General features: G+C 67.7%; 18 protein-coding genes. 13 read left to right on the forward strand and 5 right to left on the reverse strand.

The annotated features are described in order from the left end of the window. Positions 1-35: 35 nt before the first annotated feature. A complete protein-coding gene (yihA, locus tag Q9R47_RS07960) occupies positions 36-791 on the reverse strand; it encodes a ribosome biogenesis GTP-binding protein YihA/YsxC (RefSeq protein ID WP_311232663.1) in 756 nt (251 codons plus the stop codon). Positions 792-883: 92 nt separating this feature from the next. Here yihA and Q9R47_RS07965 point away from each other — a divergent pair, with 92 nt between their 5' ends. From Q9R47_RS07965 to Q9R47_RS07985, 5 genes are all read left to right on the forward strand, one after another. Continuing rightward, positions 884-1,522 carry a c-type cytochrome gene (locus Q9R47_RS07965; RefSeq protein ID WP_311232664.1) on the forward strand — a complete coding sequence of 213 codons (639 nt, stop codon included), beginning with the start codon at positions 884-886 and terminating at the stop codon, positions 1,520-1,522. A 226-nt stretch (positions 1,523-1,748) separates the two neighbouring features. Beyond that, positions 1,749-3,947, forward strand: a complete 2,199-nt coding sequence (locus tag Q9R47_RS07970; RefSeq protein WP_311232665.1) for a cytochrome c biogenesis protein ResB — start codon at positions 1,749-1,751, stop codon at positions 3,945-3,947. After that, positions 3,944-5,281 carry a c-type cytochrome biogenesis protein CcsB gene (gene ccsB / locus Q9R47_RS07975; RefSeq protein WP_311232666.1) on the forward strand — a complete coding sequence of 446 codons (1,338 nt, stop codon included), beginning with the start codon at positions 3,944-3,946 and terminating at the stop codon, positions 5,279-5,281. Before Q9R47_RS07970 ends, ccsB begins: the two co-directional genes overlap by 4 nt. Before the next feature lie 80 nt (positions 5,282-5,361). Then, positions 5,362-6,357, forward strand: a complete 996-nt coding sequence (gene msrP / locus Q9R47_RS07980; protein WP_311232667.1) for a protein-methionine-sulfoxide reductase catalytic subunit MsrP — start codon at positions 5,362-5,364, stop codon at positions 6,355-6,357. 74 nt (positions 6,358-6,431) lie between these two features. Then, positions 6,432-7,055 carry a protein-methionine-sulfoxide reductase heme-binding subunit MsrQ gene (locus tag Q9R47_RS07985; RefSeq protein ID WP_311232668.1) on the forward strand — a complete coding sequence of 208 codons (624 nt, stop codon included), beginning with the start codon at positions 6,432-6,434 and terminating at the stop codon, positions 7,053-7,055. A 36-nt stretch (positions 7,056-7,091) separates the two neighbouring features. Here Q9R47_RS07985 and Q9R47_RS07990 read toward each other — a convergent pair whose 3' ends face one another. From Q9R47_RS07990 to Q9R47_RS08000, 3 genes are all read right to left on the reverse strand, one after another. Next, the gene (locus Q9R47_RS07990) at positions 7,092-7,928 is read right to left on the reverse strand and encodes an MBL fold metallo-hydrolase (RefSeq protein ID WP_311232669.1); all 837 of its coding nucleotides are present in this window, start codon (positions 7,926-7,928) and stop codon (positions 7,092-7,094) included. Positions 7,929-8,004: 76 nt separating this feature from the next. Then, positions 8,005-9,288 (reverse strand): diaminopimelate decarboxylase, encoded by a 1,284-nt coding sequence (lysA, locus tag Q9R47_RS07995; protein ID WP_311232670.1) that lies wholly within the window; start codon positions 9,286-9,288, stop codon positions 8,005-8,007. Continuing rightward, entirely contained in the window at positions 9,285-9,581 is a 297-nt protein-coding gene (locus Q9R47_RS08000) for an LPS translocon maturation chaperone LptM (protein ID WP_311232671.1), read from the reverse strand. Before Q9R47_RS08000 ends, lysA begins: the two co-directional genes overlap by 4 nt. Before the next feature lie 18 nt (positions 9,582-9,599). Here Q9R47_RS08000 and cyaY point away from each other — a divergent pair, with 18 nt between their 5' ends. Then, entirely contained in the window at positions 9,600-9,932 is a 333-nt protein-coding gene (gene cyaY / locus Q9R47_RS08005) for an iron donor protein CyaY (protein ID WP_311232672.1), read from the forward strand. A gap of 106 nt (positions 9,933-10,038) precedes the next feature. Here cyaY and Q9R47_RS08010 read toward each other — a convergent pair whose 3' ends face one another. Further along, complete coding sequence (locus Q9R47_RS08010) at positions 10,039-12,438, reverse strand: penicillin-binding protein 1A (RefSeq protein ID WP_311232673.1); 2,400 nt, start codon at positions 12,436-12,438, stop codon at positions 10,039-10,041. Between the two features lie 274 nt (positions 12,439-12,712). On the opposite strand from Q9R47_RS08010, the gene Q9R47_RS08015 reads away from it, so the two are divergent. From Q9R47_RS08015 to Q9R47_RS08045, 7 genes are read left to right on the forward strand one after another with little or no spacing between them, the layout of a single operon-like run. After that, positions 12,713-13,792: a pilus assembly protein PilM gene (locus Q9R47_RS08015; protein WP_311232674.1), complete on the forward strand. Its 1,080-nt coding sequence runs from the start codon at positions 12,713-12,715 to the stop codon at positions 13,790-13,792. Further along, positions 13,789-14,403 (forward strand): PilN domain-containing protein, encoded by a 615-nt coding sequence (locus tag Q9R47_RS08020; RefSeq protein WP_311232675.1) that lies wholly within the window; start codon positions 13,789-13,791, stop codon positions 14,401-14,403. Before Q9R47_RS08015 ends, Q9R47_RS08020 begins: the two co-directional genes overlap by 4 nt. Before the next feature lie 5 nt (positions 14,404-14,408). Beyond that, positions 14,409-15,092, forward strand: a complete 684-nt coding sequence (locus tag Q9R47_RS08025; protein ID WP_311232676.1) for a type 4a pilus biogenesis protein PilO — start codon at positions 14,409-14,411, stop codon at positions 15,090-15,092. Then, a complete protein-coding gene (locus Q9R47_RS08030) occupies positions 15,089-15,634 on the forward strand; it encodes a pilus assembly protein PilP (RefSeq protein WP_311232677.1) in 546 nt (181 codons plus the stop codon). Before Q9R47_RS08025 ends, Q9R47_RS08030 begins: the two co-directional genes overlap by 4 nt. After that, positions 15,631-17,778: a type IV pilus secretin PilQ gene (pilQ, locus tag Q9R47_RS08035; RefSeq protein ID WP_311232678.1), complete on the forward strand. Its 2,148-nt coding sequence runs from the start codon at positions 15,631-15,633 to the stop codon at positions 17,776-17,778. Before Q9R47_RS08030 ends, pilQ begins: the two co-directional genes overlap by 4 nt. A 38-nt stretch (positions 17,779-17,816) precedes the next feature. Continuing rightward, on the forward strand, positions 17,817-19,763 hold the full coding sequence (locus Q9R47_RS08040; protein WP_311232679.1) for a hypothetical protein: 1,947 nt from the start codon (positions 17,817-17,819) through the stop codon (positions 19,761-19,763). After that, the gene (locus Q9R47_RS08045; protein ID WP_311232680.1) at positions 19,760-20,293 is read left to right on the forward strand and encodes a shikimate kinase; all 534 of its coding nucleotides are present in this window, start codon (positions 19,760-19,762) and stop codon (positions 20,291-20,293) included. Before Q9R47_RS08040 ends, Q9R47_RS08045 begins: the two co-directional genes overlap by 4 nt. Positions 20,294-20,356 lie beyond the last annotated feature (63 nt).

The raw sequence follows: 20,356 nt of genomic DNA on the forward strand, positions 1-20,356 counted from the left end.
GGTGGTCCGCCCGCGCAGCATGTCCACGCGGGGCGTCAGGGGGCTTCGGAATCCTCGGGGCCGGGCGCGGGGTCGGCAGGCTCGGGCTCCTGCGCGGCGCTGTCGCCGGCCGGGGCCGTGCCCTGGGGGTGCGACCACTGCCAGAGCAGTTGCGCCACCTCGTCCACGCCCTGCTTCTTGAGGGCCGAGAACATCTTCACCTCGCCGCCGCCCGCCTGCAGTCGCGTGATGGACAGCACCTTGGCCTGCTCGGCGCGCGTGAGCTTGTCGGCCTTGGTCAGCAGCACGAGGAATTTCAGGCCGGCCTCCACGCGGGGGCGCACCGCTTCCAGCAGGGCCTCGTCGAGCTCGGTGAGGCCCAGGCGCGGATCGCAGAGCAGCACGATGCCCGTGAGGCTCTCGCGGCTCACGAGGTAGTTCACCATCACCTGCTGCCAGCGCTGCTTGTCCGAGCGCGACACGGCCGCGTAGCCGTAGCCGGGCAGATCAGCCAGCACCGCGTCGGTCACGTTCTGCCGGCCGAGGGAGAACAGGTTGATGTGCTGCGTGCGCCCGGGTTTCTTGGAGGCGAACGCGAGCTGCTTTTGCTGCGTCAGCGTGTTGATGCAGGTGGACTTGCCGGCATTGGAGCGTCCGACGAAAGCGATTTCCGGGACGTCGATCGGCGGCAGGTGGTGCAGCTGCGCGGCGGTGGTGAGAAAGCGGGCCGTGTGCATCCATCCCACGGCGAGCTTGGCGTCGGGTGCGGGCGGAACCGGGCCAGCAACTGGCGCATGTGATGTAGTCGTCATAAATGGGGGTTAGCAGGGAGACGCCCGCAAAGGGGCGCATTGTAAGATTGACGGGCTTTGCGGCACCCCTTCTACAACACAGAACCCCCGATATGAAGAAACTGCTCGCCCCCATGCTGATGGCTGCCGCGCTCGCGGTGGCTGCGCTCCCGGCCTCGGCCCAGGCACCTGCGGCGGCGCAGAAGGCGGGCAAGCCGGATCTGGCCAAGGGCGAGGCCAGCTTCACCGCCGTGTGCGCGGCCTGCCACGGGGCCGACGGCAATTCCTCCATCGTCGCCAACCCCAAGCTGGCGCAGCAGCACCCTGAATACCTCGTCAAGCAGCTGCAGGAGTTCAAGTCCGGCAAGCGCAACGACCCGGTCATGAAGGGCATCGCCGCCATGCTGTCGGAAGACGACATGCGCAACATCGCGTGGTGGGTGGCCGGCAAGCAGGCCAAGCCCGGCTTCGCCAAGGACAAGGACCTCGTCGCCCTGGGCGAGCGCATCTACCGCGGCGGCATCGCCGACCGCAACATCGCCGCCTGCGCCGGCTGCCACAGCCCCAACGGCGCCGGCATTCCGGCCCAGTACCCGCGCCTGTCGGGCCAGCACGCCGACTACACGGCCAAGCAGCTCGGCGAGTTCCGCGAGGGCAAGCGCGCCAACAGCGTGCAGATGACGCAGGTCGCCGCCAAGCTCAACGACCGCGAGATCCGTGCCGTGGCGGACTACATCGCCGGCCTGCGCTGATCCCCACGCACCTGCGGGAATTCCGGGAGGCCCCGGCGCTTGATTTGCGTCAAAATCCCACCGGGTGGCCCCCAGGCTTCCGGAACCAGCCGCCGATAATCACACCCAAGACGGGCGGGCACATCTGAACGGATGGCCCGCCTTTTTTGCGTCCGGCCCGTGCTGATCGCACTATCCCGGCCGCCTCTTTTTCACCATTTCCTGCCCCGCGCATCCGCCCGCCCCCATGTCCGACACCCTCCACGGCCATCCGCCCCCGCAGCGCGCCGCCCCCGTGCGCGCCGTGGTCGAGCTGCTGTCGTCCATGCGTTTCGCGATCTCGCTGCTCACGGTGATCTGCATCGCCTCGGTGATCGGCACCGTGCTCAAGCAGCACGAGCCCTCGGTGAACTACGTGAACCAGTTCGGCCCCTTCTGGGCCGAGGTGTTCCTCGCGCTGCGCCTCAACACGGTCTACAGCGCCTGGTGGTTCCTGCTGATCCTGGCGTTCCTGGTGGTGAGCACCTCGCTGTGCATCGCGCGCAACACGCCGCGCTACCTCGCCGACCTGCGCAGCTACAAGGAGAACATCCGCGAACAGAGCCTGAAGGCGTTCCCGCACCGCGCGCAGGCGCCGCTCGCCGGTGAAGCGCCGGAAGCCGCGGCGCGGCGCATCGGCGGGCTGCTCGCGGGCGGCGGCTGGAAGGTGCGCCTGCAGCAGCGCGATACGTCCGCCGGGCCGGGCACGGGCTGGATGGTCGCCGCCAAGGCCGGCGCCGCCAACAAGATCGGCTACATCGCCGCCCACAGCGCCATCGTGCTGATCTGCCTGGGCGGCCTGCTGGACGGCGACCTCATCGTGCGCGCACAGATGTGGCTGGGCGGCAAGACGCCCTATGCGGGCGGCGGGCTCGTCTCGGAAGTGGGCCCGGAGCACCGCCTCTCCGAGCGCAACCCCACGTTCCGCGGCAACCTCTTCGTGGCCGAAGGCACCCAGTCGGGCACCGCGGTGCTGAACCAGTCCGACGGCGTGCTGCTGCAGGAGTTGCCGTTCTCCATCGAGCTCAAGAAGTTCATCGTGGAGCACTACTCCACCGGCATGCCCAAGCTGTTCGCCAGCGAGATCATCATCCACGACAAGGCCACGGGCGACGCCGTGCCCGCGCGTGTGGAAGTCAACCACCCCGCCAGCTACCGCGGCATCGAGATCTACCAGTCGAGCTTCGACGACGGCGGCTCGCGGCTCAAGCTGCGCGCCGTGCCCATGGCGCCGGGCGTGCAGCCGTTCGACGTGGAAGGCACCGTGGGCGGTTCCACCCGCATCGAGCGTGCGGGCGCGGGCAAGGCCACGGGCGCCGACGCTTCGCAGGCCCTCACCCTCGAATTCACGGGGCTTCGCACGATCAACGTCGAGAACTTCGGCGCTGCGGGCAGCGGCGGTTCCGGCGCCGACGTGCGCAAGGTGGACCTGCGCCAGTCCATCGAATCCCGCCTCGGCGCAGGCAACAAGACCGCCACGCCCAAGGAGCTGCGCAACGTCGGGCCCAGCGTCACCTACAAGCTGCGCGACGCGGCGGGGCAGGCGCGCGAGTTCCACAACTACATGCTGCCGGTGGACACGGGCGACGGCCAGCCGGTGTTCCTGCTGGGCGTGCGCGAGACGCCGGCCGATCCGTTCCGCTTCCTGCGCGTGCCGGTCGACGACCAGGGCCGCATGGACGGCTTCCTGCGCATGCGCATGGCGCTGGCGGACCCGGCGCTGCGCGAGCAGGCCGTGCGCCGCTACGTCGCCATCGCGGTCGATGGCTCCCGGCCCGAACTGGCCGAGCAGCTCGCGCAATCCACGCTGCGCGCGCTGTCGCTCTTCGCCGGTGCCGACAATGCCGGCAAGGGTTCAGCTGGCGCACCTCCCCGCGGCGGCCTGCAGGCCATCTCCGACTTCATGGAAGCCAATGTGCCGGCCGACGAGCGGGAGCGGGCGGGCGAAGTGCTCATCCGCATCCTGAACGGCGCGCTGTTCGAGCTCGCGCAGCTCACGCGCGAGCGCGCGGGCCTCGCACTCCTGCCGCAGAACGAGGCCACGCGCGCTTTCATGACGCAGGCCGTGCTGTCGCTGAGCGACGCGCAGGCCTACCCGGCCCCCATGGCGTTCGAACTCGCCCATTTCACCCAGGTGCAGGCCAGCGTGTTCCAGGTGGCGCGCGCGCCGGGCAAGAATGTGGTCTACCTGGGCTGCGCCCTGCTGATCCTGGGCGTCTTCTCGATGCTCTACGTGCGCGAGCGGCGCGTCTGGGTGTGGCTCGCGCCGGGCGCGGGCGGCACGGGAGCGGAGGCCACCATGGCCCTGTCGACCAACCGCAGGACGATGGACGGCGACCGCGAATTCGCCCACCTCACCGAACGGCTCATCGGGGCGAAGCCCCACCACGGAGGCACCACCGCATGAACACGGCGACCACCACCACCATCACCCTGAGCGAGGGCTATTTCGCCCGCCGCAACTGGTTCGACTGGGTGTTCGCGGCCATCGTGGCCGCCGGCGGGCTCTACGCCCTGCAGCGCTACGGCGCCTTCATGGACGTGTACGAGAAGGGCATCCTGCTCGGCGCCATCCCCAGCGCGGTCTGGCTCGGATGGTTCTGGCGGCCGCTGCGCACGCTGATGCTGGCGGTGGCGGCGTTGGCGCTGGTGGCCATCGGCCTTTACCAGCAGGACGGCGCGGGCAGCCTCGCACGGGCGGACACCGTGTTCGGGCTCAAATACTTCCTCTCCAGCCAGTCCGCCATCCTCTGGATGAGCATGCTGTTCTTCATCAGCACCGTGTTCTACTGGCTGGGCATGTTCGCCCGCGGCGAGCGCGGAACGCTGTCGCTGCTGGGCTCGCGCATCGCCTGGGTGGCGATCGCCATGGCGCTGATCGGCACCCTGGTGCGCTGGTACGAGAGCTACCTCATCGGGCCGGACATCGGCCACATCCCGGTGAGCAACCTCTACGAGGTGTTCGTGCTCTTTTGCTGGATGACCGCGGCCTTCTACCTCTACTACGAGGAGCAGTACGCCACGCGCGCGCTCGGCGGGTTCGCCATGCTGGTGGTGAGCGCGGCCGTGGGCTTCCTGCTCTGGTACACCGTGGTGCGCGAAGCACACGAGATCCAGCCCCTGGTGCCCGCCCTGAAGAGCTGGTGGATGAAGCTGCACGTGCCCGCCAACTTCATCGGCTATGGCACCTTCGCGCTCGCGGCCATGGTCGCGTTCGCCTACCTCATCAAGCAGCAGGCCGGCGAGACGCGCTGGTGGAGACTCGCGCCGCTGTGGCTGCTGGGCGTGGTGCTGTGCTTCGAGCCCATCGTGTTCCGCCAGGGCGCGGCCGAGAACGGCGGCAGCTACTGGATGGTGTATTTCGGCATCTCCGCGCTGATCGTGGCCGGCATCCTGCTGGGCCGCCGGCGCATCGCCGCGCGCCTGCCGTCCTTCGAGGTGCTCGACGACGTGATGTACAAGGCCATCGCGGTCGGCTTCGCGTTCTTCACCATCGCCACCGTGCTGGGCGCGCTCTGGGCGGCCGAGGCCTGGGGCGGCTACTGGAGCTGGGACCCGAAGGAGACCTGGGCGCTCATCGTCTGGCTCAACTACGCGGCCTGGCTGCACATGCGGCTGATGAAGGGGCTGCGCGGCACCGTGTCGGCCTGGTGGGCGCTGGTGGGCCTCGGCGTGACGACGTTCGCGTTCCTGGGCGTGAACATGTGGCTGTCCGGACTGCACAGCTACGGAACGTTGTAGCGCCGGATGAATCCTTCGGAGGGTTCGGCGCGTATAACCAGGGTCTTCCCACCCCCGCGCGCCCCCACCGAGGACCCTTCATGCTCATCCGCAACCACGACGACGGCTTTCTGCACCCCGCCGGCAGCGAGATCACTCCCCGCGCGGTCTATGACAACCGCCGCGACCTCCTCAAGCTGATGGCCACGGGCGCCGCCGGCGCGGCCCTGGCGGCCTGGGCCGGTCGCGAGGCCCTGGCGCAGACGCCCCGGCCCGGCAAGCTGGCGGCCCTGCCCAGCGTTCCCAGCAAGGTGGCGGGCGCCACCACCATCGAGAAGCTGACCGACTACAAGGACGCCAGCACCTACAACAACTTCTACGAATTCGGCGTCGACAAGAGTGATCCGGCCCGCAACGCGCACACGCTGAAGACCTCGCCGTGGACGGTGGAGGTGGAAGGCCTCGTCAACAAGCCCGGCAAGTTCGCCATCGAAGACCTGCTCAAGCTGAGCCCGCAGGAGGAGCGCATCTACCGGCTGCGCTGCGTCGAGGGCTGGTCGATGGTCATTCCCTGGGTGGGCTACTCGCTCGCCGAACTGATCAGGCGCGTCGAGCCGCAAGGCAGCGCCAAGTACGTCGAGTTCGTGACCCTGGCCGACAAGCAGACCATGCCCTACGTGGGCCGCCCCGTGCTCGACTGGCCCTACACCGAGGGCCTGCGCATGGACGAGGCCATGCACCCCCTGACGTTGCTTGCCTTCGGCATGTATGGTGAAGTGCTGCCCAATCAGAACGGCGCGCCCGTGCGCCTCGTGGTGCCCTGGAAGTACGGCTTCAAGAGCGCCAAGAGCCTGGTCAAGATCCGCTTCGTCGAAAAGGAACCCGGCACGGCCTGGAACAAGGCCGCCAAGCAGGAGTACGGCTTCTATTCCAACGTGAACCCGGAAGTGGACCACCCGCGCTGGAGCCAGGCCACCGAGCGCCGCATCGGCGAGGACGGCCTGTTCGCCAAGAAGCGCAAGACGCTCATGTTCAACGGCTACGAGGCCCAGGTCGGCCAGCTCTACGCGGGCATGGATCTCAAGAAGTTCTATTGATCCGCGGAGCGCCGTCGCCCACGCACGGCGCCCGGGCCGGATGCCGCCGGCCTGCTGGCCTCCTGTAGACCTCCATGAAAAAACTGTTGCTGCATCCCGCCGCCAAGCCGGTCGTCTTCACGATCTGCCTGCTGCCCTTCGCCTGGCTCGTCTACGGCGTGCTGGCCGACCGCCTGGGTCCCAATCCCGCCGAAGCGCTCATCCGCGCCTCCGGCGACTGGGCCCTGCGCGGCCTGTGGATCGCGCTGTCGGTGACGCCGCTGCGCGTGCTCACCGGCATGCCGGCACTGGCGCGGTTCCGCCGCATGATCGGGCTGTTCGCGTTTTTCTACGCGCTCCTGCACCTGCTGTGCTACGCCTGGCTGGACATGGGGTTCGACATTCCGGAAATTGCGCGCGACATCGCCAAGCGGCCCTTCATCCTCGTGGGCATGCTCGCCTTCGCCCTGCTGCTGCTGCTCGCGGCCACCTCGTTCAACCGGGCCATCCGCTGGCTGGGCGGCAAGCGCTGGCAGGCCCTGCACCGCACCGTGTACGTGGCCTCTGTTCTGGCGCTGCTGCATTTCTTCTGGATGCGGTCCGGCAAGAACCTCGTGGGGGAAGTCGCGATTTATGCGGCCATCCTGGCTGCGTTGCTGGGGTGGCGGGTGTGGAAGGCAGTGCGCGGTGCGCGTGTTGCCAGGGCCGTGGCTTCGTGACCCAGGGTCGATCGGGGAAGGCCTTTTTGACGGCCCTCAGGCCCGCACCGCCTGCAGCGCCGGCCTCACCTGCCGTGTGCCCGGATCGATGAACGCCGTGGGCAACTGGTAGGCCCGGTCGTCGAACAGGTCGATGCCGCACTGCAGGTTTTCGATCCAGTCGTAGAAATCGGCGACCGCCTGGCGGCCCAGGATGGGCGCGCCGTGCTGCGGCACCAGCATCGAGATGTCGAGCTGGCGGGCCATGCGCGTCCAGAGGCGCAGGATCTTGTTGGACACCATGTACCGGCGGTGGAAGCCCTCCATGCGCGGGATGTGCGGGCGCAGGTCGGTCACCGGGGTGCGCGCCTCGGCGCCGGAGGTCATCGAGACGCCCAGGTCGCCCGTGAAGAGGATCTTGCTCACCGGGTCGTAGAAGTGGAAGTTGCCCTCGGAGTGCATGAAGTGCGCGGGCAGCAGCACCAGTTCATGCCGTCCCAGCGGCAGGTGGCCGCCGACGTCGGGCACGCCGATGACGCGGTTCTCGGTCTTGCCGACCTTGGTGAAGTGGGGGGCGAAGCGTTCCCAGATGCGCGAGATCACCAGCGTGGCCTTGGTGCTGGTCATCCAGCGGTCGAGCGAGGCGATGATGTCCGGATCGGCATGCGAGGCGATCAGGTAGGAGAGCTTGTGCGGCGGAAAATGCCTGCTCATTCCCATGAACAGCTCGTTGAAGGCGAGATTGCCGCCCGGGTCGATGATCGCCCCGGTGTCGCCGTCCACGATGAGGAACTGGTTGGCCTGCACCGCCTGGCCGTCCTCCTCGATGAGGTCGGAGAACATCAGGCATGCATGCTGCCCGTCCCGATACAGTTCCAGAGGTTCCGATGCCATGGCGTCCCGTCCGTCGTGAAACGGCCAATGTACGGACACCGGCCCGGCGGGAGCTTGATGCGCATCAAGCGAATGGTCAGGCGGGCAGCTTCTCGTGGCGGAACGTGTCTTCGAGCGTCTCGCGCGCGCGGATGACGTCGGCGCGGCTGCCGTCCACCAGCACCTCGGCAGGGCGGGAGCGCGTGTTGTAGTTGCTGCCCATCGCGCTGCAATAGGCTCCGGCGGAGAGCACGGCCAGCCGGTCGCCCGCCTGCACGGCCAGCGTCCGGTCGCGGCCGATCCAGTCGCCGCTCTCGCAGATCGGGCCGACCACGTCGTACACCGCGGCGTCCGTGCCCGGTGCGGCGGGCGCCACCGGAACGATCGCGTGGAACGCCTGGTACATCGCCGGCCGCGGCAGGTCGTTCATCGCCGCATCGACGATGCAGAAATTCTTCTGCTCGCCGGGCTTCACGTAGAGCACTTCGGTGAGGCACACGCCCGCGTTGCCCACCAGGGAGCGCCCCGGCTCGATCATGAACTGCCGGTCGCCGTAACCGCGCGCGTCGAGCCGCGTGAGCAGCTGCGCCCACAGCGCATCGGCCGCGGGCGGCGTGTCGCCGTTGTAGTCGATGCCCAGGCCGCCGCCGAAGTCGATGTGGTGGATCGGAATGCCCGCCGCCTCGATCTGCGCGACGAGGTCGAGCATGCGGTCCACGGCGTCGAGGTACGGCGTGGCCTCGGTGATCTGCGAGCCGATGTGGCAGTCGATGCCCACCACCTGCAGGCCCGGCAGGGCCGCGGCGCGCTGGTAGGTGGCCACGGTGCGCTCGTGGGCCACGCCGAACTTGTTCCCCTTGAGGCCGGTCGAGATGTAGGGATGGGTCTTCGGATCGACGTTGGGATTCACGCGGATGCTCACGGGCGCGCGCTTGCCGCAGGCCACCGCGACTTCGCTGAGCACGTCGAGCTCGGGCTCGCTCTCCACGTTGAAGCAGCCGATGCCGGCCTGCAGCGCCTCGCGCATTTCCTGGCGCGTCTTCCCCACGCCGGAGAAGATCACCTTGGCGGCGTCGCCGCCCGCGGCCAGCACGCGCCGCAGTTCGCCGCCGGAGACGATGTCGAAGCCGCAGCCCGCGCGCGCGAAGAGCTGCAGCACCGCCAGCGACGAGTTGGCCTTCATCGCGTAGCAGATCTGCACCTTGCGGCCCGCGAAGCCCCGCTGGTAGGCGGCGAGTGCCGCGAGCATGGACGCCTTGGAATACACGTAGAGCGGCGTGCCGTGCTCCCGCGCCAGATCGGACGCGCGCACGGATTCGATGAACAGTTCGCCGCCCTGGTAGGCGATGTGGGGATGTCCGGGCAGTGCGGGCAGCGTCATGGGGTGGTGGTGGAGGCGGGGGACGACGCGGGGGTCGCGGAAGAGGGGGCGGCCGCAGGCGACGCCTGGGGGACGGAGGGCGCAGGAGACGGCGCCAGCACCGGTGCCGGGATGGGCGAGGGCGTCGGCGTGTCGCGCATGGGATCGAGCGTCTGCGGCAGCGTGGCGCGCTGCTGCGCGGCGGGGTCGCCCGGCAGGTAGAGCGCCCCGCGCTGGCCGCAGCCCGCGAGCAGGGCAACCGCACCGGCAGCAAGGGCGCAGGTGCTGACTAGAATTTGCGAAGCTCTCAACATCCGCAAATTGTAGAAGTAATGACCGATCTCGAATTCCAGGACCATGCCGAGAAACTGCTGCTGGCGGTGGAGCAGGGCTGCGACCGCATCAACGATGCGAGCGATGCCGACCTCGATGCCCAGCGCACCGGCGGCATGGTGACCATCACCTTCCCCAACCGCAGCCAGATCGTCGTCAACCTGCAAAAGCCCCTGCACGAGGTCTGGATGGCCGCGCAGTCCGGCGGCTACCACTACCGCTTCGACGGCCACGCCTGGCAGGACACGAAAGGCGCCGGGGAGTTCTTCGCGGCCCTGAGCCAGGACGCGTCGCGCCAGGCGGGCATGCCGCTGACGTTCAAGGCGTCCTGAGCGGGCCGATCCTCCGCCGGAAAATCCCCGTTAAAAAAGGCACCGCGGCCGAGGCCGGGGTGCCTTTTTCCATCGTCCTCCCGCGGGGTGCGCGGGAAGGTGGCCTTCAGTTGCGGAACAGGTCCAGGATCCGGTTGCGCTCCTCCGTCGGCGGAGGTGCCTGCGGCGGCGCGCCCGGGACCGCGGACGCCGGGGCGGAATGGTCTTCCATGCCCACGCTCGCCACGCCGGCGTTGCGTGCGAACTCCTCGTAGAACCATTCGCCGCCCACGTTCACCACGCCGGGCGGCACGGTGGGTTCGGCCACCGGCACGCCCTTCAGCGCACGCTCCATGAAGCTGATCCAGATCGGCAGGCTCAGGCCGCCCCCGGTCTCGCGGCTGCCGAGGTTGCGCGGCGTGTCGTAGCCGATCCAGGTCACGGCCGCGATGGTGGGCTGGAAGCCGGCGAACCAGGCGTCCACCGCGTCGTTGGTCGTCCCGGTCTTGCCGTAGATGTCCGGGCGCTTGAGCGTCGCCTGCGCCTTCGCGGCCGTGCCCGAGCGCGCGACTTCCTGCAGCAGGCTGTCCATCACGAAGGCGTTGCGCGGCTCGATGGCGCGCGGATTGGCCGTGGTCGCCGGCGGCTCGAAGTTCGACAGGATGCGGCCCTTGTGGTCGGTCACCCGCGCGATGAGGTAGGGGTTCACGCGGTAGCCGCCGTTCGCGAACACCGAGTAGGCGGCCACCATCTGCATCGGGGTCACCGAACCCGCGCCCAGCGCCATCGTGAGGTAGGCGGGGTGCTTGTCGGCATCGAAGCCGAAGCGGGTGATCCAGTCCTGCGCCGTCTTCGGACCGACGGCCTGCAGCACGCGGATGGAGACCACGTTCTTCGACTTCGCCAGTGCGGTGCGCAGCGTCATCGGGCCGTCGTACTTGCCGTCGTAGTTCTTGGGCTCCCACGGCTGGCCGCCGGTGGTGCCGGCGCTGAAGAACAGCGGCGCGTCGTTCACCACGGTGGCGGGCGTGAAGCCCTTCTCGAGCGCCGCCGAATAGATGAACGGCTTGAAGCTGGAGCCCGGCTGCCGCCAGGCCTGGGTCACGTGGTTGAACTTGTTCTTGTCGAAGTCGAACCCGCCCACCAGCGCCTTGATCCCGCCGCTGCGCGGATCGACGGCCACGAAGGCGCCCTCGACCTCGGGCAGCTGGGTGATGTCCCAGGTCTTCTTCGGCGTCTGGATGATGCGGATCACCGCGCCGCGGCGGATGCGGATGTTGGGCGGCGCCTTGTCGCTCAGGCCCGACTGCGCGGGCTTGAGGCCTTCGCCCGTGATCTCGATCGGCTCGCCGTTCGCGCGGGCCGCCACGATCTTCTTGGGCGACGCCTCCAGCACGACGGCGGAGAGCACGTCGCCGTTGTCCGGATGCCCGGCCAGGGTGTCGTCGATCACGTCCTCGGCTTCCTGCGGGTCGGTGGGCAGCGCGACGAACTTCTCGGGGCCGCGGTAGTGCTGGCGCCGCTCGTAGTCCATGATGCCCTTGCGCAGCGCCTGGTAGGCGGCTTCCTGGTCACCGGCATTCAGCGTGGTGTAGACGTTCAGGCCGCGCGTATAGGCTTCGTTGCCGTACTGCGCATAGATGAGCTGGCGCGCCATCTCGGCGACGTATTCGGCATGGATGCGGGTGTTGTCCGGTCCGCCGGGCCGGATCTTCAGGTCTTCCTGCTTGGCGGCCGCGCCTTCCTCGGCCGTGATGAAGCCGTTCTCGACCATGCGGTCGATGATGTAGAGCTGGCGGATCCGGGCGCGCTTGGGGTTGCTGATGGGGTTGTAGGCGGAAGGGGCCTTGGGCAGGCCCGCGAGCATGGCCGCCTCGGCGATGCTGATGGATTTCAGGGGCTTGCCGAAATACGCCTCCGATGCGGCGGCGAAGCCGTAGGCGCGGTTGCCCAGATAAATCTGGTTCATGTAGATCTCGAGAATCTGGTTTTTGGTCAGCAGGTGCTCGAGCTTGAAGGTCAGTAATATTTCGTAAATTTTTCGGGTAATTGTTTTTTCGGACGACAGATAAACGTTGCGCGCCACCTGCATCGTGATGGTGGAGGCGCCCTGGCTCTTGACGCGGCCGAGGTTGGCGAGACCGGCCCGCACCATGCCCTTGTAGTCCACGCCGCCGTGCTGGAAGAAGCGCGCGTCCTCGATGGCCAGCACCGCGTTCGTCATCACCTTCGGGATCTCGTCGATCGGGGTGAGGTTGCGGCGCTCCTCGCCGAATTCGCCCAGCAGCGCGCCTTCCACCGAGTACACCCGCAGCGGCAGCTTCGGCCGGTAGTCGGCCAGGTCCGAGACATCGGGCAGGTTGGGGTAGGCCACCGCCAGCGCCACGGCGATCAGCAGCGCCAGGCCCGCCGCCCCGGCGGCGGCGATCCCCACCAGCCAGACCATGCTCTTGAGCATCCATCGGAGCCACGTGGGACGGGCGGGGGCGCTCGGCTGCGCATGCTTGTCAGGGGAGGGAGGCGGCATATCTGTCCAGAGGAATCAACCGGGCATTATAAAAAATCGCCCGTTGCATCACGGTTTTTTTCGTGTGCGCGGCCAGAGCGGGGACGCCCCTCGGGAAGGTTCGGGAAGGCCCCCCATAACGCCGGGAAGTTCCCCGGAAAACCGTCTGCTTTTGACAACGCGACGCCGGTCGGCGCGCGGGGCATCGCTTTGCCGCGCCGCAACCTTACTGCTAGCATTCATGTGAAGTGTTAAGTTTTGTTGCGTCAAAAAGGCGAGTTACAGGGGGCCAATCTTGATCTCTTTGGGATCTTTGTTCAGTCGCCAGGCTGCGCCACTGCTGGGTATCGACATCAGTTCCTCCAGCGTGAAGCTGGTGGAACTGGGGCGCGACAAGGCGGGGGGGCTGGTGCTGGAGCGTTGCGCGATTGAGCCCCTGGAACGCGGGTGGATCAGCGACGGCAACATCGAGAAGTTCGACGAGGTGGCGGAAGCCCTGCGCCGGCTGGTCAAGAAAAGCGGCACGCGCACCAAGAACGTGGCGCTGGCGCTGCCGCCCTCGGCCGTCATCACCAAGCGCATCACGCTTCCGGGCGGCATGACCGAGCAGGAGCTCGAAGTGCAGGTCGAATCGGAAGCCAACCAGTACATCCCGTTCTCGCTGGACGAGGTCAGCCTCGACTTCTGCGTCATCGGGCCCAACAAGAACGCGCCCGGCGACGTGGACGTGCTCATCGCCGCATCCCGCCGCGAGAAGGTGCAGGACCGCCAGGGGCTCGCCGAGGCCGCGGGCCTCAAGCCCGTGATCGTCGACATCGAATCGCACGCCTCCCGCCTCGCCGCCGGCCGGCTCATCGAGGCGCTTCCCGGCCAGGGCAGCGACGCCCTGGTGGCGCTCTTCGAAGTGGGCGCACTCACGACCAGCATGCAGGTCATCCGCAACGACGAGGTCCTCTACGACCGGGACCAGGCCTTCGGCGGGGCGCAGCTGACGCAGCTCATCGTCCGTCAATACGGGTTTTCTGCCGAAGAGGCGGAAAGCAAGAAGCGCAGCGGCGACCTGCCCGAGGATTACGGCTCCGCCGTCCTGCGGCCGTTCGTGGAGAGCATGGCTCAGGAAATCGGTCGTGCATTGCAGTTCTTCTTCACCAGTACGCCCTACAACCGGGTGGATCACATCATGCTGGCCGGAGGCTCGGCGCCCCTGCCCGGGCTGACGGAAGCCGTCACCCAGCATTCGGGCTGCGCCTGCACGGCCGTCAATCCCTTTGAGGGCATGGAGATCGGAAGTTCCGTGCGGCTCAAGAAGATGGTGCGCGAAGCGCCGTCCTACCTCACCTCGTGCGGGCTCGCCATGCGGAGGTTCCTCCAGTGATTCTCATCAACCTGCTGCCCCACCGCGAGGCCGCCCGGAAGCGCCGCAAGGAAGCCTTCCAGGTGGCCATGTTCGCGTCCTTCCTCGTGGGGCTGGCGATCGCTGCCATCGTCTACTGGTGGTTCCAGATGATGATCGGCGAGCAGCAGGGGCGCAACGCCTTCCTGCAGTCCGAGATCAAGGTCCTGGAGGGCCAGATCAAGGAGATCGCCACCATCGAGGAGGAAATCGCCTCCCTGCGCGCCCGCCAGAAGGCGGTCGAGGACCTGCAGTCCGACCGCAACCTGCCGGTGCACCTGCTCACGGAACTCGTGCGCCAGCTGCCCGACGGGGTCTACATCACGAGCCTGAAGCAGGCCGACCAGGTCATCACCATGCAGGGCATGGCGCAATCCAACGAGCGCGTCTCGGAGATGCTGCGCAACCTGTCCGACAACACGCCCTGGTTCTCCAAGCCCGAACTGGTGGAGATCGTGGCCGCCAACGTCGCGCTCACGCCGCGCGACCAGCGCCGCGTCGCCTCCTTCAACGTGCGCTTCCGCCTCATGCGGACCAGCGAGGCGCAGAAGGCCATGGACGGAGCCAGCGCACCGCGCGCGGCAGGGGGATGACGAACATGGCGACGAAACGAAAGACATCGGTGGATTTCGGCGCGATGCAGGAGAACCTGCAGCGCCAGTTCCGCAACCTGGACCCCAAGGACCCCTCGCTCTGGCCGCCGGTGCCCCGCCTGCTGCTGTGCGTGTTCATCGCCCTCGGCATCGCCGCGTTCCTGTGGTTCTTCAAGATCAACGAATACCAGGACGAGCTCGAGGCCGAGCGCGCCAAGGAAGTCAGCCTGCGCGAGGACTACCAGCGCAAGCTCGTCAAGGCCGTGAGCCTCGATGCCCTGAAGAAGCAGCGCGAGCAGGTGCAGCAGTACGTGATCCAGCTGGAAAAGCAGCTGCCGAGCAAGGCCGAGATGGCGGCGCTGCTCTCCGACATCAACCAGGCGGGGCTGGGCCGCAGCCTGCAGTTCGAGCTGTTCCGGCCGGGGCAGGTGGTCGTGCGCGACTATTACGCCGAGTTGCCGATCTCGATCAAGGTCACCGGCAAGTACCATGACGTCGGCGCCTTCGCGGCGGACATCGCGAACCTGTCGCGCATCGTGACCCTGAACAACATCTCGCTCGCTCCGGCGAACGCGAAGGACGCCTCGGCCGGAGCACTGTCCATGGACGCCACGGCGCGCACGTTCCGCTACCTGGATACCGACGAGATCCAGGCGCAGCGCAAGGCGGCCGGGGGGGCGAAGAAATGACGCGGCGCTTCGTGTACTGCCTCGCCGCACTGGCGATGCTCGGACTGCAGGGCTGCGGCTCCTCGAACGAGGACGAGCTGCGGGAGTGGATGGCCCAGCTGCGCGCCACGACCCGGCCGCACGTGACCCCCCTGAGCGAGCCCAAGCGGTTCCAGCCCGAGAACTACGTCGCGGACGAATCCGCCGATCCGTTCAACCTGGCCCGGCTCACCCAGGCGCTGCGGCGCGACTCCACGCAGGTGGCCGCGAACGCGACGCTGATCGCTCCGGAGATGGCGCGCCGCAAGGAGCCGCTGGAAGCCTTCCCGCTGGACGCGATGAGCATGGTCGGAAGCCTGAACAAGAGCGGGATGCCCACGGCGCTGCTGAAGGTGGACAACCTGATCTACCAGGTGCGCGTGGGCAATTACCTGGGCCAGAACTACGGAAAGATCACCCGGATCACCGAGACGGCCATTCAACTGCGTGAAATCGTGCAGGACGCCACGGGCGACTGGATAGAGCGTCCCGCGACGCTGGATCTCCAAGAGGGGAAGAAATGATTCAAACGAAATGGTTCGGTTACCGCTGCCGAGCGGCTCTGCTGGCCGCGGCGGCCGCGCTCTGCGGCAGCTGGGCCCATGCGCAATCCTCGATCCAGGCGGTGCAAGGCGCCGTGCAGGGCGGCACGGAGATGGTGCGCATCGAGCTGTCGCAGCCGCTTGCGGCGGTGCCTTCGGGCTTCGCCATCCAGGCACCCGCGCGCATCGCGCTTGATTTCCCGAACACCACCAACGGCACGGGCAAGTCGATCGTCGAGGTGAACCAGGGCAATCTCAAATCCGTGAACATCGTCGAGGCGGGCGACCGCTCGCGCGTGGTGCTCAACCTGAAGCAGCCCACCTCGTACCGCGCCGAAATCCAGGGCTCGGCCCTGCTGGTCCTGCTGCAGCCTGCCGCGGCACCCGCCGCCACCCAGACGACCGCGCCTGCCGTCTTCGCCGAGAGCCGCAACACCGACGTGATGCCGCTGCGGGACGTGGACTTCCGCCGCGGCACGGACGGGGCCGGCCGGATCATCGTCGGCCTGGCGAACAACCAGGTCGGCGTCGATCTGCGCAAGCAGGGCAACAACCTGGTGGTCGAGTTCCTGAAGTCCTCGCTGCCCGAAGGCCTGCGCCGGCGCCTGGACGTGACCGATTTCGGTACGCCCGTGCGCATCGTGACGACCAACCCCCAGGGCGACCGCGTGCGCATGACGATCGAGCCGATCGGTGAGTGGGAGCACAGCGCCTACCAGAGCGACAACCAGTTCGTGGTCGAGGTCCGCCAGAAGAAGGTGGACCTGAACAAGCTCACCCAGGGCCCGGGTTTCAGCGGCGAGAAGCTGTCGCTCAACTTCCAGAACATCGAAGTGCGCTCCCTGCTGCAGGTGATCGCCGACTTCACCAACTTCAACATCGTCACCTCCGACACGGTGACGGGCGCGCTCACGCTGCGGCTGAAGGACGTGCCGTGGGACCAGGCCCTGCAGATCATCATGGACGCCAAGGGCCTGGGCATGAAGAAGTCCGGCTCCGTGCTGTGGATCGCGCCCAAGGACGAGATCGACGCCCGCACCAAGAAGGACTACGAGGCCGCGCTCGCGATCCAGAAGCTGGAGCCGCTGCGCACCCAGGCCTTCCAGCTGAACTACGCCAAGGCCACCGACATGGTGGCCCAACTGGCCAACAACAGCACCGGGAGCACGGGCGCTTCCACGCGCTTCCTGTCCGAGCGCGGCAGCGCGATCGCCGAGCCCCGCACGAACCAGCTCTTCGTCACCGACACGCCCGCCAAGCTCGAAGAAGTCCGCCAACTGCTGAGCACGCTGGACGTGGCCGTGCGCCAGGTGATGATCGAGGCGCGCATCGTCGAGGCCCGCGACACCTTCGGCAGGTCCCTGGGCGTGCGCCTGGGCGGCGCCGACCTGCGGGCCAACCGCGGCGGCGACGGCGGCTACAGCGTGGGCGGCGGCAACCGCCTGGCCCTCGGCACCAGCTACAACAATGCCGTGGCTTCCAGCGGAGGCGGCGGAACGGTCGCCACGGGCACGGATGCAGCCGGTTCCACCTTCGTGAACCTGCCCGCGGCCCTGTCCTCGGGCGCGAGCTTCGGCAACTTCGCCCTCACGCTCTTCAATTCCGCGGCGAACCGGTTCCTGACGCTGGAGCTCTCCGCCATGGAGGCGGACGGCCAGGGCAAGGTGGTCTCGAGCCCGCGGCTCATCACCGCCGACCAGACCAAGGCCCTGATCGAGCAGGGCACCGAGTACCCCTATTCCGTCACCGCGCCGAACGGCGCCACCACCATCGCCTTCAAGAAGGCGGTGCTGAAGCTGGAAGTGACGCCGCAGATCACGCCCGAGGGCAACATCATCCTCGATCTGGATGTGAACAAGGACAGCAAGGGAGAGACGACCACCCAGGGCGTCGCGATCGACACGAACCACGTCAAGACGCAGGTTCTGGTGGAGAACGGCGGCACGGTGGTGATCGGCGGGATCTTCCGGTTGGAGGAAACCAACCAGGAGAACAAGATCCCCGTGCTGGGAGACGTGCCGGTGGTCGGCAACCTCTTCAAAAACAGGACCCGGGAGTCCACCAAGCGTGAAATGCTGGTGTTCATCACGCCGAAAGTGATTTCGGACAAGGGCCCGGTGCGTTGAACGGATGGGAAGAAAAGATGAAATACATACATAGATTCATGGCATTGATTGCCTGCCTGGTACTGGCTGCCTGCGGAGGCGGCGGCGGGAGCGGGGGCTCGAATGGTTCGGGCGGTGGCGGGACGACCACGCCGACGCCCACGGTGAGCCTGGTGATCGTCGATGCGTCGAACCAGTCGGTGACCAGCATCACCTCCGGTGGCGCGTACCAGGCCAAGGCGACCGTCAAGGACGCCAACGGCGCGGCCGTGGCCAACCGGGTGGTGACGTTCAGCGTCAGCGGCTCCTCGGTCGCCACGCTGGCGCAACCCACCGCGCTGACGGACGCCTCCGGTGTGGCGCAGGTGCCGATCGGTCCTGCCTCGTTCACCTCGTCCGGTGCCGCGACGCTCACGGCCACCGTGGAAGTTCCCGTTCCCGGCGGAACCACGACGGTGACCGGCACGGGCAAGCTCGACTTCGCGGTGACCGCCGCGGGCCTCACGCTGTCGCCCATTTCCATCGGCTCTGCCAATCTGCCCTCGGGTGGCAACACGACCCTGTCGGTGACGGCCCAGGTGAACGGCAACGCCCTCTCCGGCACGCCCGTCAACGTGGCATTCTTCGCCTCCTGCGGGCGCATCAACGGGCAGGACGGCTCGGCCGGCGGCGTCAGCGTCACCACCAACGGCAGCGGCATCGCTTCGGCGAACTACACCGCGGTCAATGCCGACGGCACCCTGTGCAGCGGCCTCGTGAACGTTTCCGCGTCCAGCGCCGGCGCTTCCACCCGCACCGCGACCCTGACCGTCGCCTCTCCCGTCGCGAACGCCGTGACCTTCGTGTCCGCCTCGCCCGCCCAGATCTTCGTGGCGGGCTCGGGTGCGGCCGAGCAGTCGGTCGTCGCATTCAAGGTGTTCGCGGCATCGGGCACGCCGCTGCCCGGCGTCAGCGTGGTCTTCAGCATTCAGACCAACCCGGGTGGCGTGGGCCTGAATGCGACCGGCTCCACCGCGAACGTGACGGCCACGACCGATCAGGCCGGCCAGGCCACGGTTTCCGTGTTCTCCGGAACGATCCCCGGCCCCGTGAAGGTGCGTGCCGCTCTGGCCGCTGCCCCCACGGTGTTCGCCGAATCGCAGAACCTGACGATCGCTTCCGGCCCGCCGTCGCAGCGGTTCATGAGCCTGTCCGTGAGCACCTTCAACATCGAAGGCTGGGCCCGTGACGGCACTCCGGCACAGCTGACGGTGCGGATCGCCGACCGCCAGGGCAACGCCGTGGCGGATGGCACCGTGGTCAACTTCACGGCCGAAGGCGGCCAGGTCGCCAACAGCTGCGCCACCACCACCGTGAACAAGATCTCGTCGTGCTCCGTGGACTTCGTGAGCCAGAACCCCCGTCCCGAGGGCGGCCGGGTTTCCGTGCTCGCCTATCTGGCCGGCACCAAGGACTACGTGGACAACAACGGCAACAACATCTTCGATGCCGGAGACACGCTGGTCCAGATCGGCGATGCCTACCGCGACGACAACGAGAACAACGCGTTCGACACGGGCGAGTTCTTCATTCCTCGTGGCGGCTCGCTGGCATGCGCCGGTGCCGGGGGCAGCAACCCTTCTCGCGAAAACACCTGCAGCGAAGGGCTGGCAACGACGGTTCGGCAAGCCACCGTGATCCTGTACTCGTCCAGCACGCCCGTCTTTTCCGACGTGGTCGCATCTCCCGGCGGGATTTCTTTCAGGCTCGGAAGCTCTGACAACCAACTGCTTCCCATGCCTGCGGGAACGACCGTGACGGCCACGTCGGCGGCGGATGGTTGCTCCGTGGGCGAGGTGAGCGGTTCCCCTGTGGTGAACACCATCCCGAGGCCCGGCATTCCCGGAGAAGATCTCAAGACCGGGGTGGCCATCGGCCTGAAGGGGTGCACGGCAGGCCAGCAAATCAATGTGAAGGTCACTTCTCCTGCCGGCCTGGTGTCTTCGGCTTCCTTCCAGCTGCAGTGAATGTCGTACTGATCGGCCTTCCCGGTTCGGGCAAATCCACCGTCGGGCGCCAGCTCGCCCGGCGGCTGGGTCTGCCCTTCACCGACTCCGACCACGTGATTGAGCAGCGCATCGGCGGCTCGATCCGTGGTTTTTTCGATCGGGAAGGGGAGGCGGCCTTCCGTGACCTCGAAGAGGACGTGATCCGCCAGCTCACCGAGGATGCGGCCCCGCGCGTGCTCGCCACCGGCGGCGGCGCGGTGATCCGCCCTGCGAACCGCGCACGCCTGCGGGAGCGGGGCACGGTGGTGTACCTGAACGCCACGCCCGAGGAAATCTTCCGGCACATCAAGCACGACCAGGCGCGGCCGCTGCTGCAGGTAGCCTCGCCGCTGGACCGGCTGCGCGAGCTGCAGCAGGAGCGGGATCCGCTCTACCGCGAGACCGCGCATTTCGTGGTGGCGACCGGACGCGGCAAGAACGTGGTCGCGCTGGCCCAGCACATCGCCATGCAGCTCGAGCTGGCGGGCGTGCGGTCGCCCGCGCCCTGACCCCGGCACGCCGCGGCCGTCACCGCCGTGGGCGCAGCCCTGGTGGCGGAAGCCGATAGACTC

It is taken from the genome of Acidovorax sp. PRC11 (genome assembly GCF_031844105.1).
In the GTDB taxonomy this organism is placed as follows: domain Bacteria; phylum Pseudomonadota; class Gammaproteobacteria; order Burkholderiales; family Burkholderiaceae_C; genus Paracidovorax.

Bases quoted from the DNA above. Each gene is read 5' to 3' on its own strand.
- yihA (WP_311232663.1), bottom strand. From the start codon at position 791: ATGACGACTACATCACATGCGCCAGTTGCTGGCCCGGTTCCGCCCGCA.
- Q9R47_RS07970 (WP_311232665.1), top strand. From the start codon at position 1,749: ATGTCCGACACCCTCCACGGCCATCCGCCCCCGCAGCGCGCCGCCCCC.
- Q9R47_RS07965 (WP_311232664.1), top strand. From the start codon at position 884: ATGAAGAAACTGCTCGCCCCCATGCTGATGGCTGCCGCGCTCGCGGTG.
- cyaY (WP_311232672.1), top strand. From the start codon at position 9,600: ATGACCGATCTCGAATTCCAGGACCATGCCGAGAAACTGCTGCTGGCG.
- ccsB (WP_311232666.1), top strand. From the start codon at position 3,944: ATGAACACGGCGACCACCACCACCATCACCCTGAGCGAGGGCTATTTC.
- msrP (WP_311232667.1), top strand. From the start codon at position 5,362: ATGCTCATCCGCAACCACGACGACGGCTTTCTGCACCCCGCCGGCAGC.
- Q9R47_RS08030 (WP_311232677.1), top strand. From the start codon at position 15,089: ATGACGCGGCGCTTCGTGTACTGCCTCGCCGCACTGGCGATGCTCGGA.
- Q9R47_RS08025 (WP_311232676.1), top strand. From the start codon at position 14,409: ATGGCGACGAAACGAAAGACATCGGTGGATTTCGGCGCGATGCAGGAG.
- Q9R47_RS08000 (WP_311232671.1), bottom strand. From the start codon at position 9,581: ATGTTGAGAGCTTCGCAAATTCTAGTCAGCACCTGCGCCCTTGCTGCC.
- pilQ (WP_311232678.1), top strand. From the start codon at position 15,631: ATGATTCAAACGAAATGGTTCGGTTACCGCTGCCGAGCGGCTCTGCTG.
- Q9R47_RS08010 (WP_311232673.1), bottom strand. From the start codon at position 12,438: ATGCCGCCTCCCTCCCCTGACAAGCATGCGCAGCCGAGCGCCCCCGCC.
- Q9R47_RS07990 (WP_311232669.1), bottom strand. From the start codon at position 7,928: ATGGCATCGGAACCTCTGGAACTGTATCGGGACGGGCAGCATGCATGC.
- Q9R47_RS07985 (WP_311232668.1), top strand. From the start codon at position 6,432: ATGAAAAAACTGTTGCTGCATCCCGCCGCCAAGCCGGTCGTCTTCACG.
- lysA (WP_311232670.1), bottom strand. From the start codon at position 9,288: ATGACGCTGCCCGCACTGCCCGGACATCCCCACATCGCCTACCAGGGC.
- Q9R47_RS08040 (WP_311232679.1), top strand. From the start codon at position 17,817: ATGGCATTGATTGCCTGCCTGGTACTGGCTGCCTGCGGAGGCGGCGGC.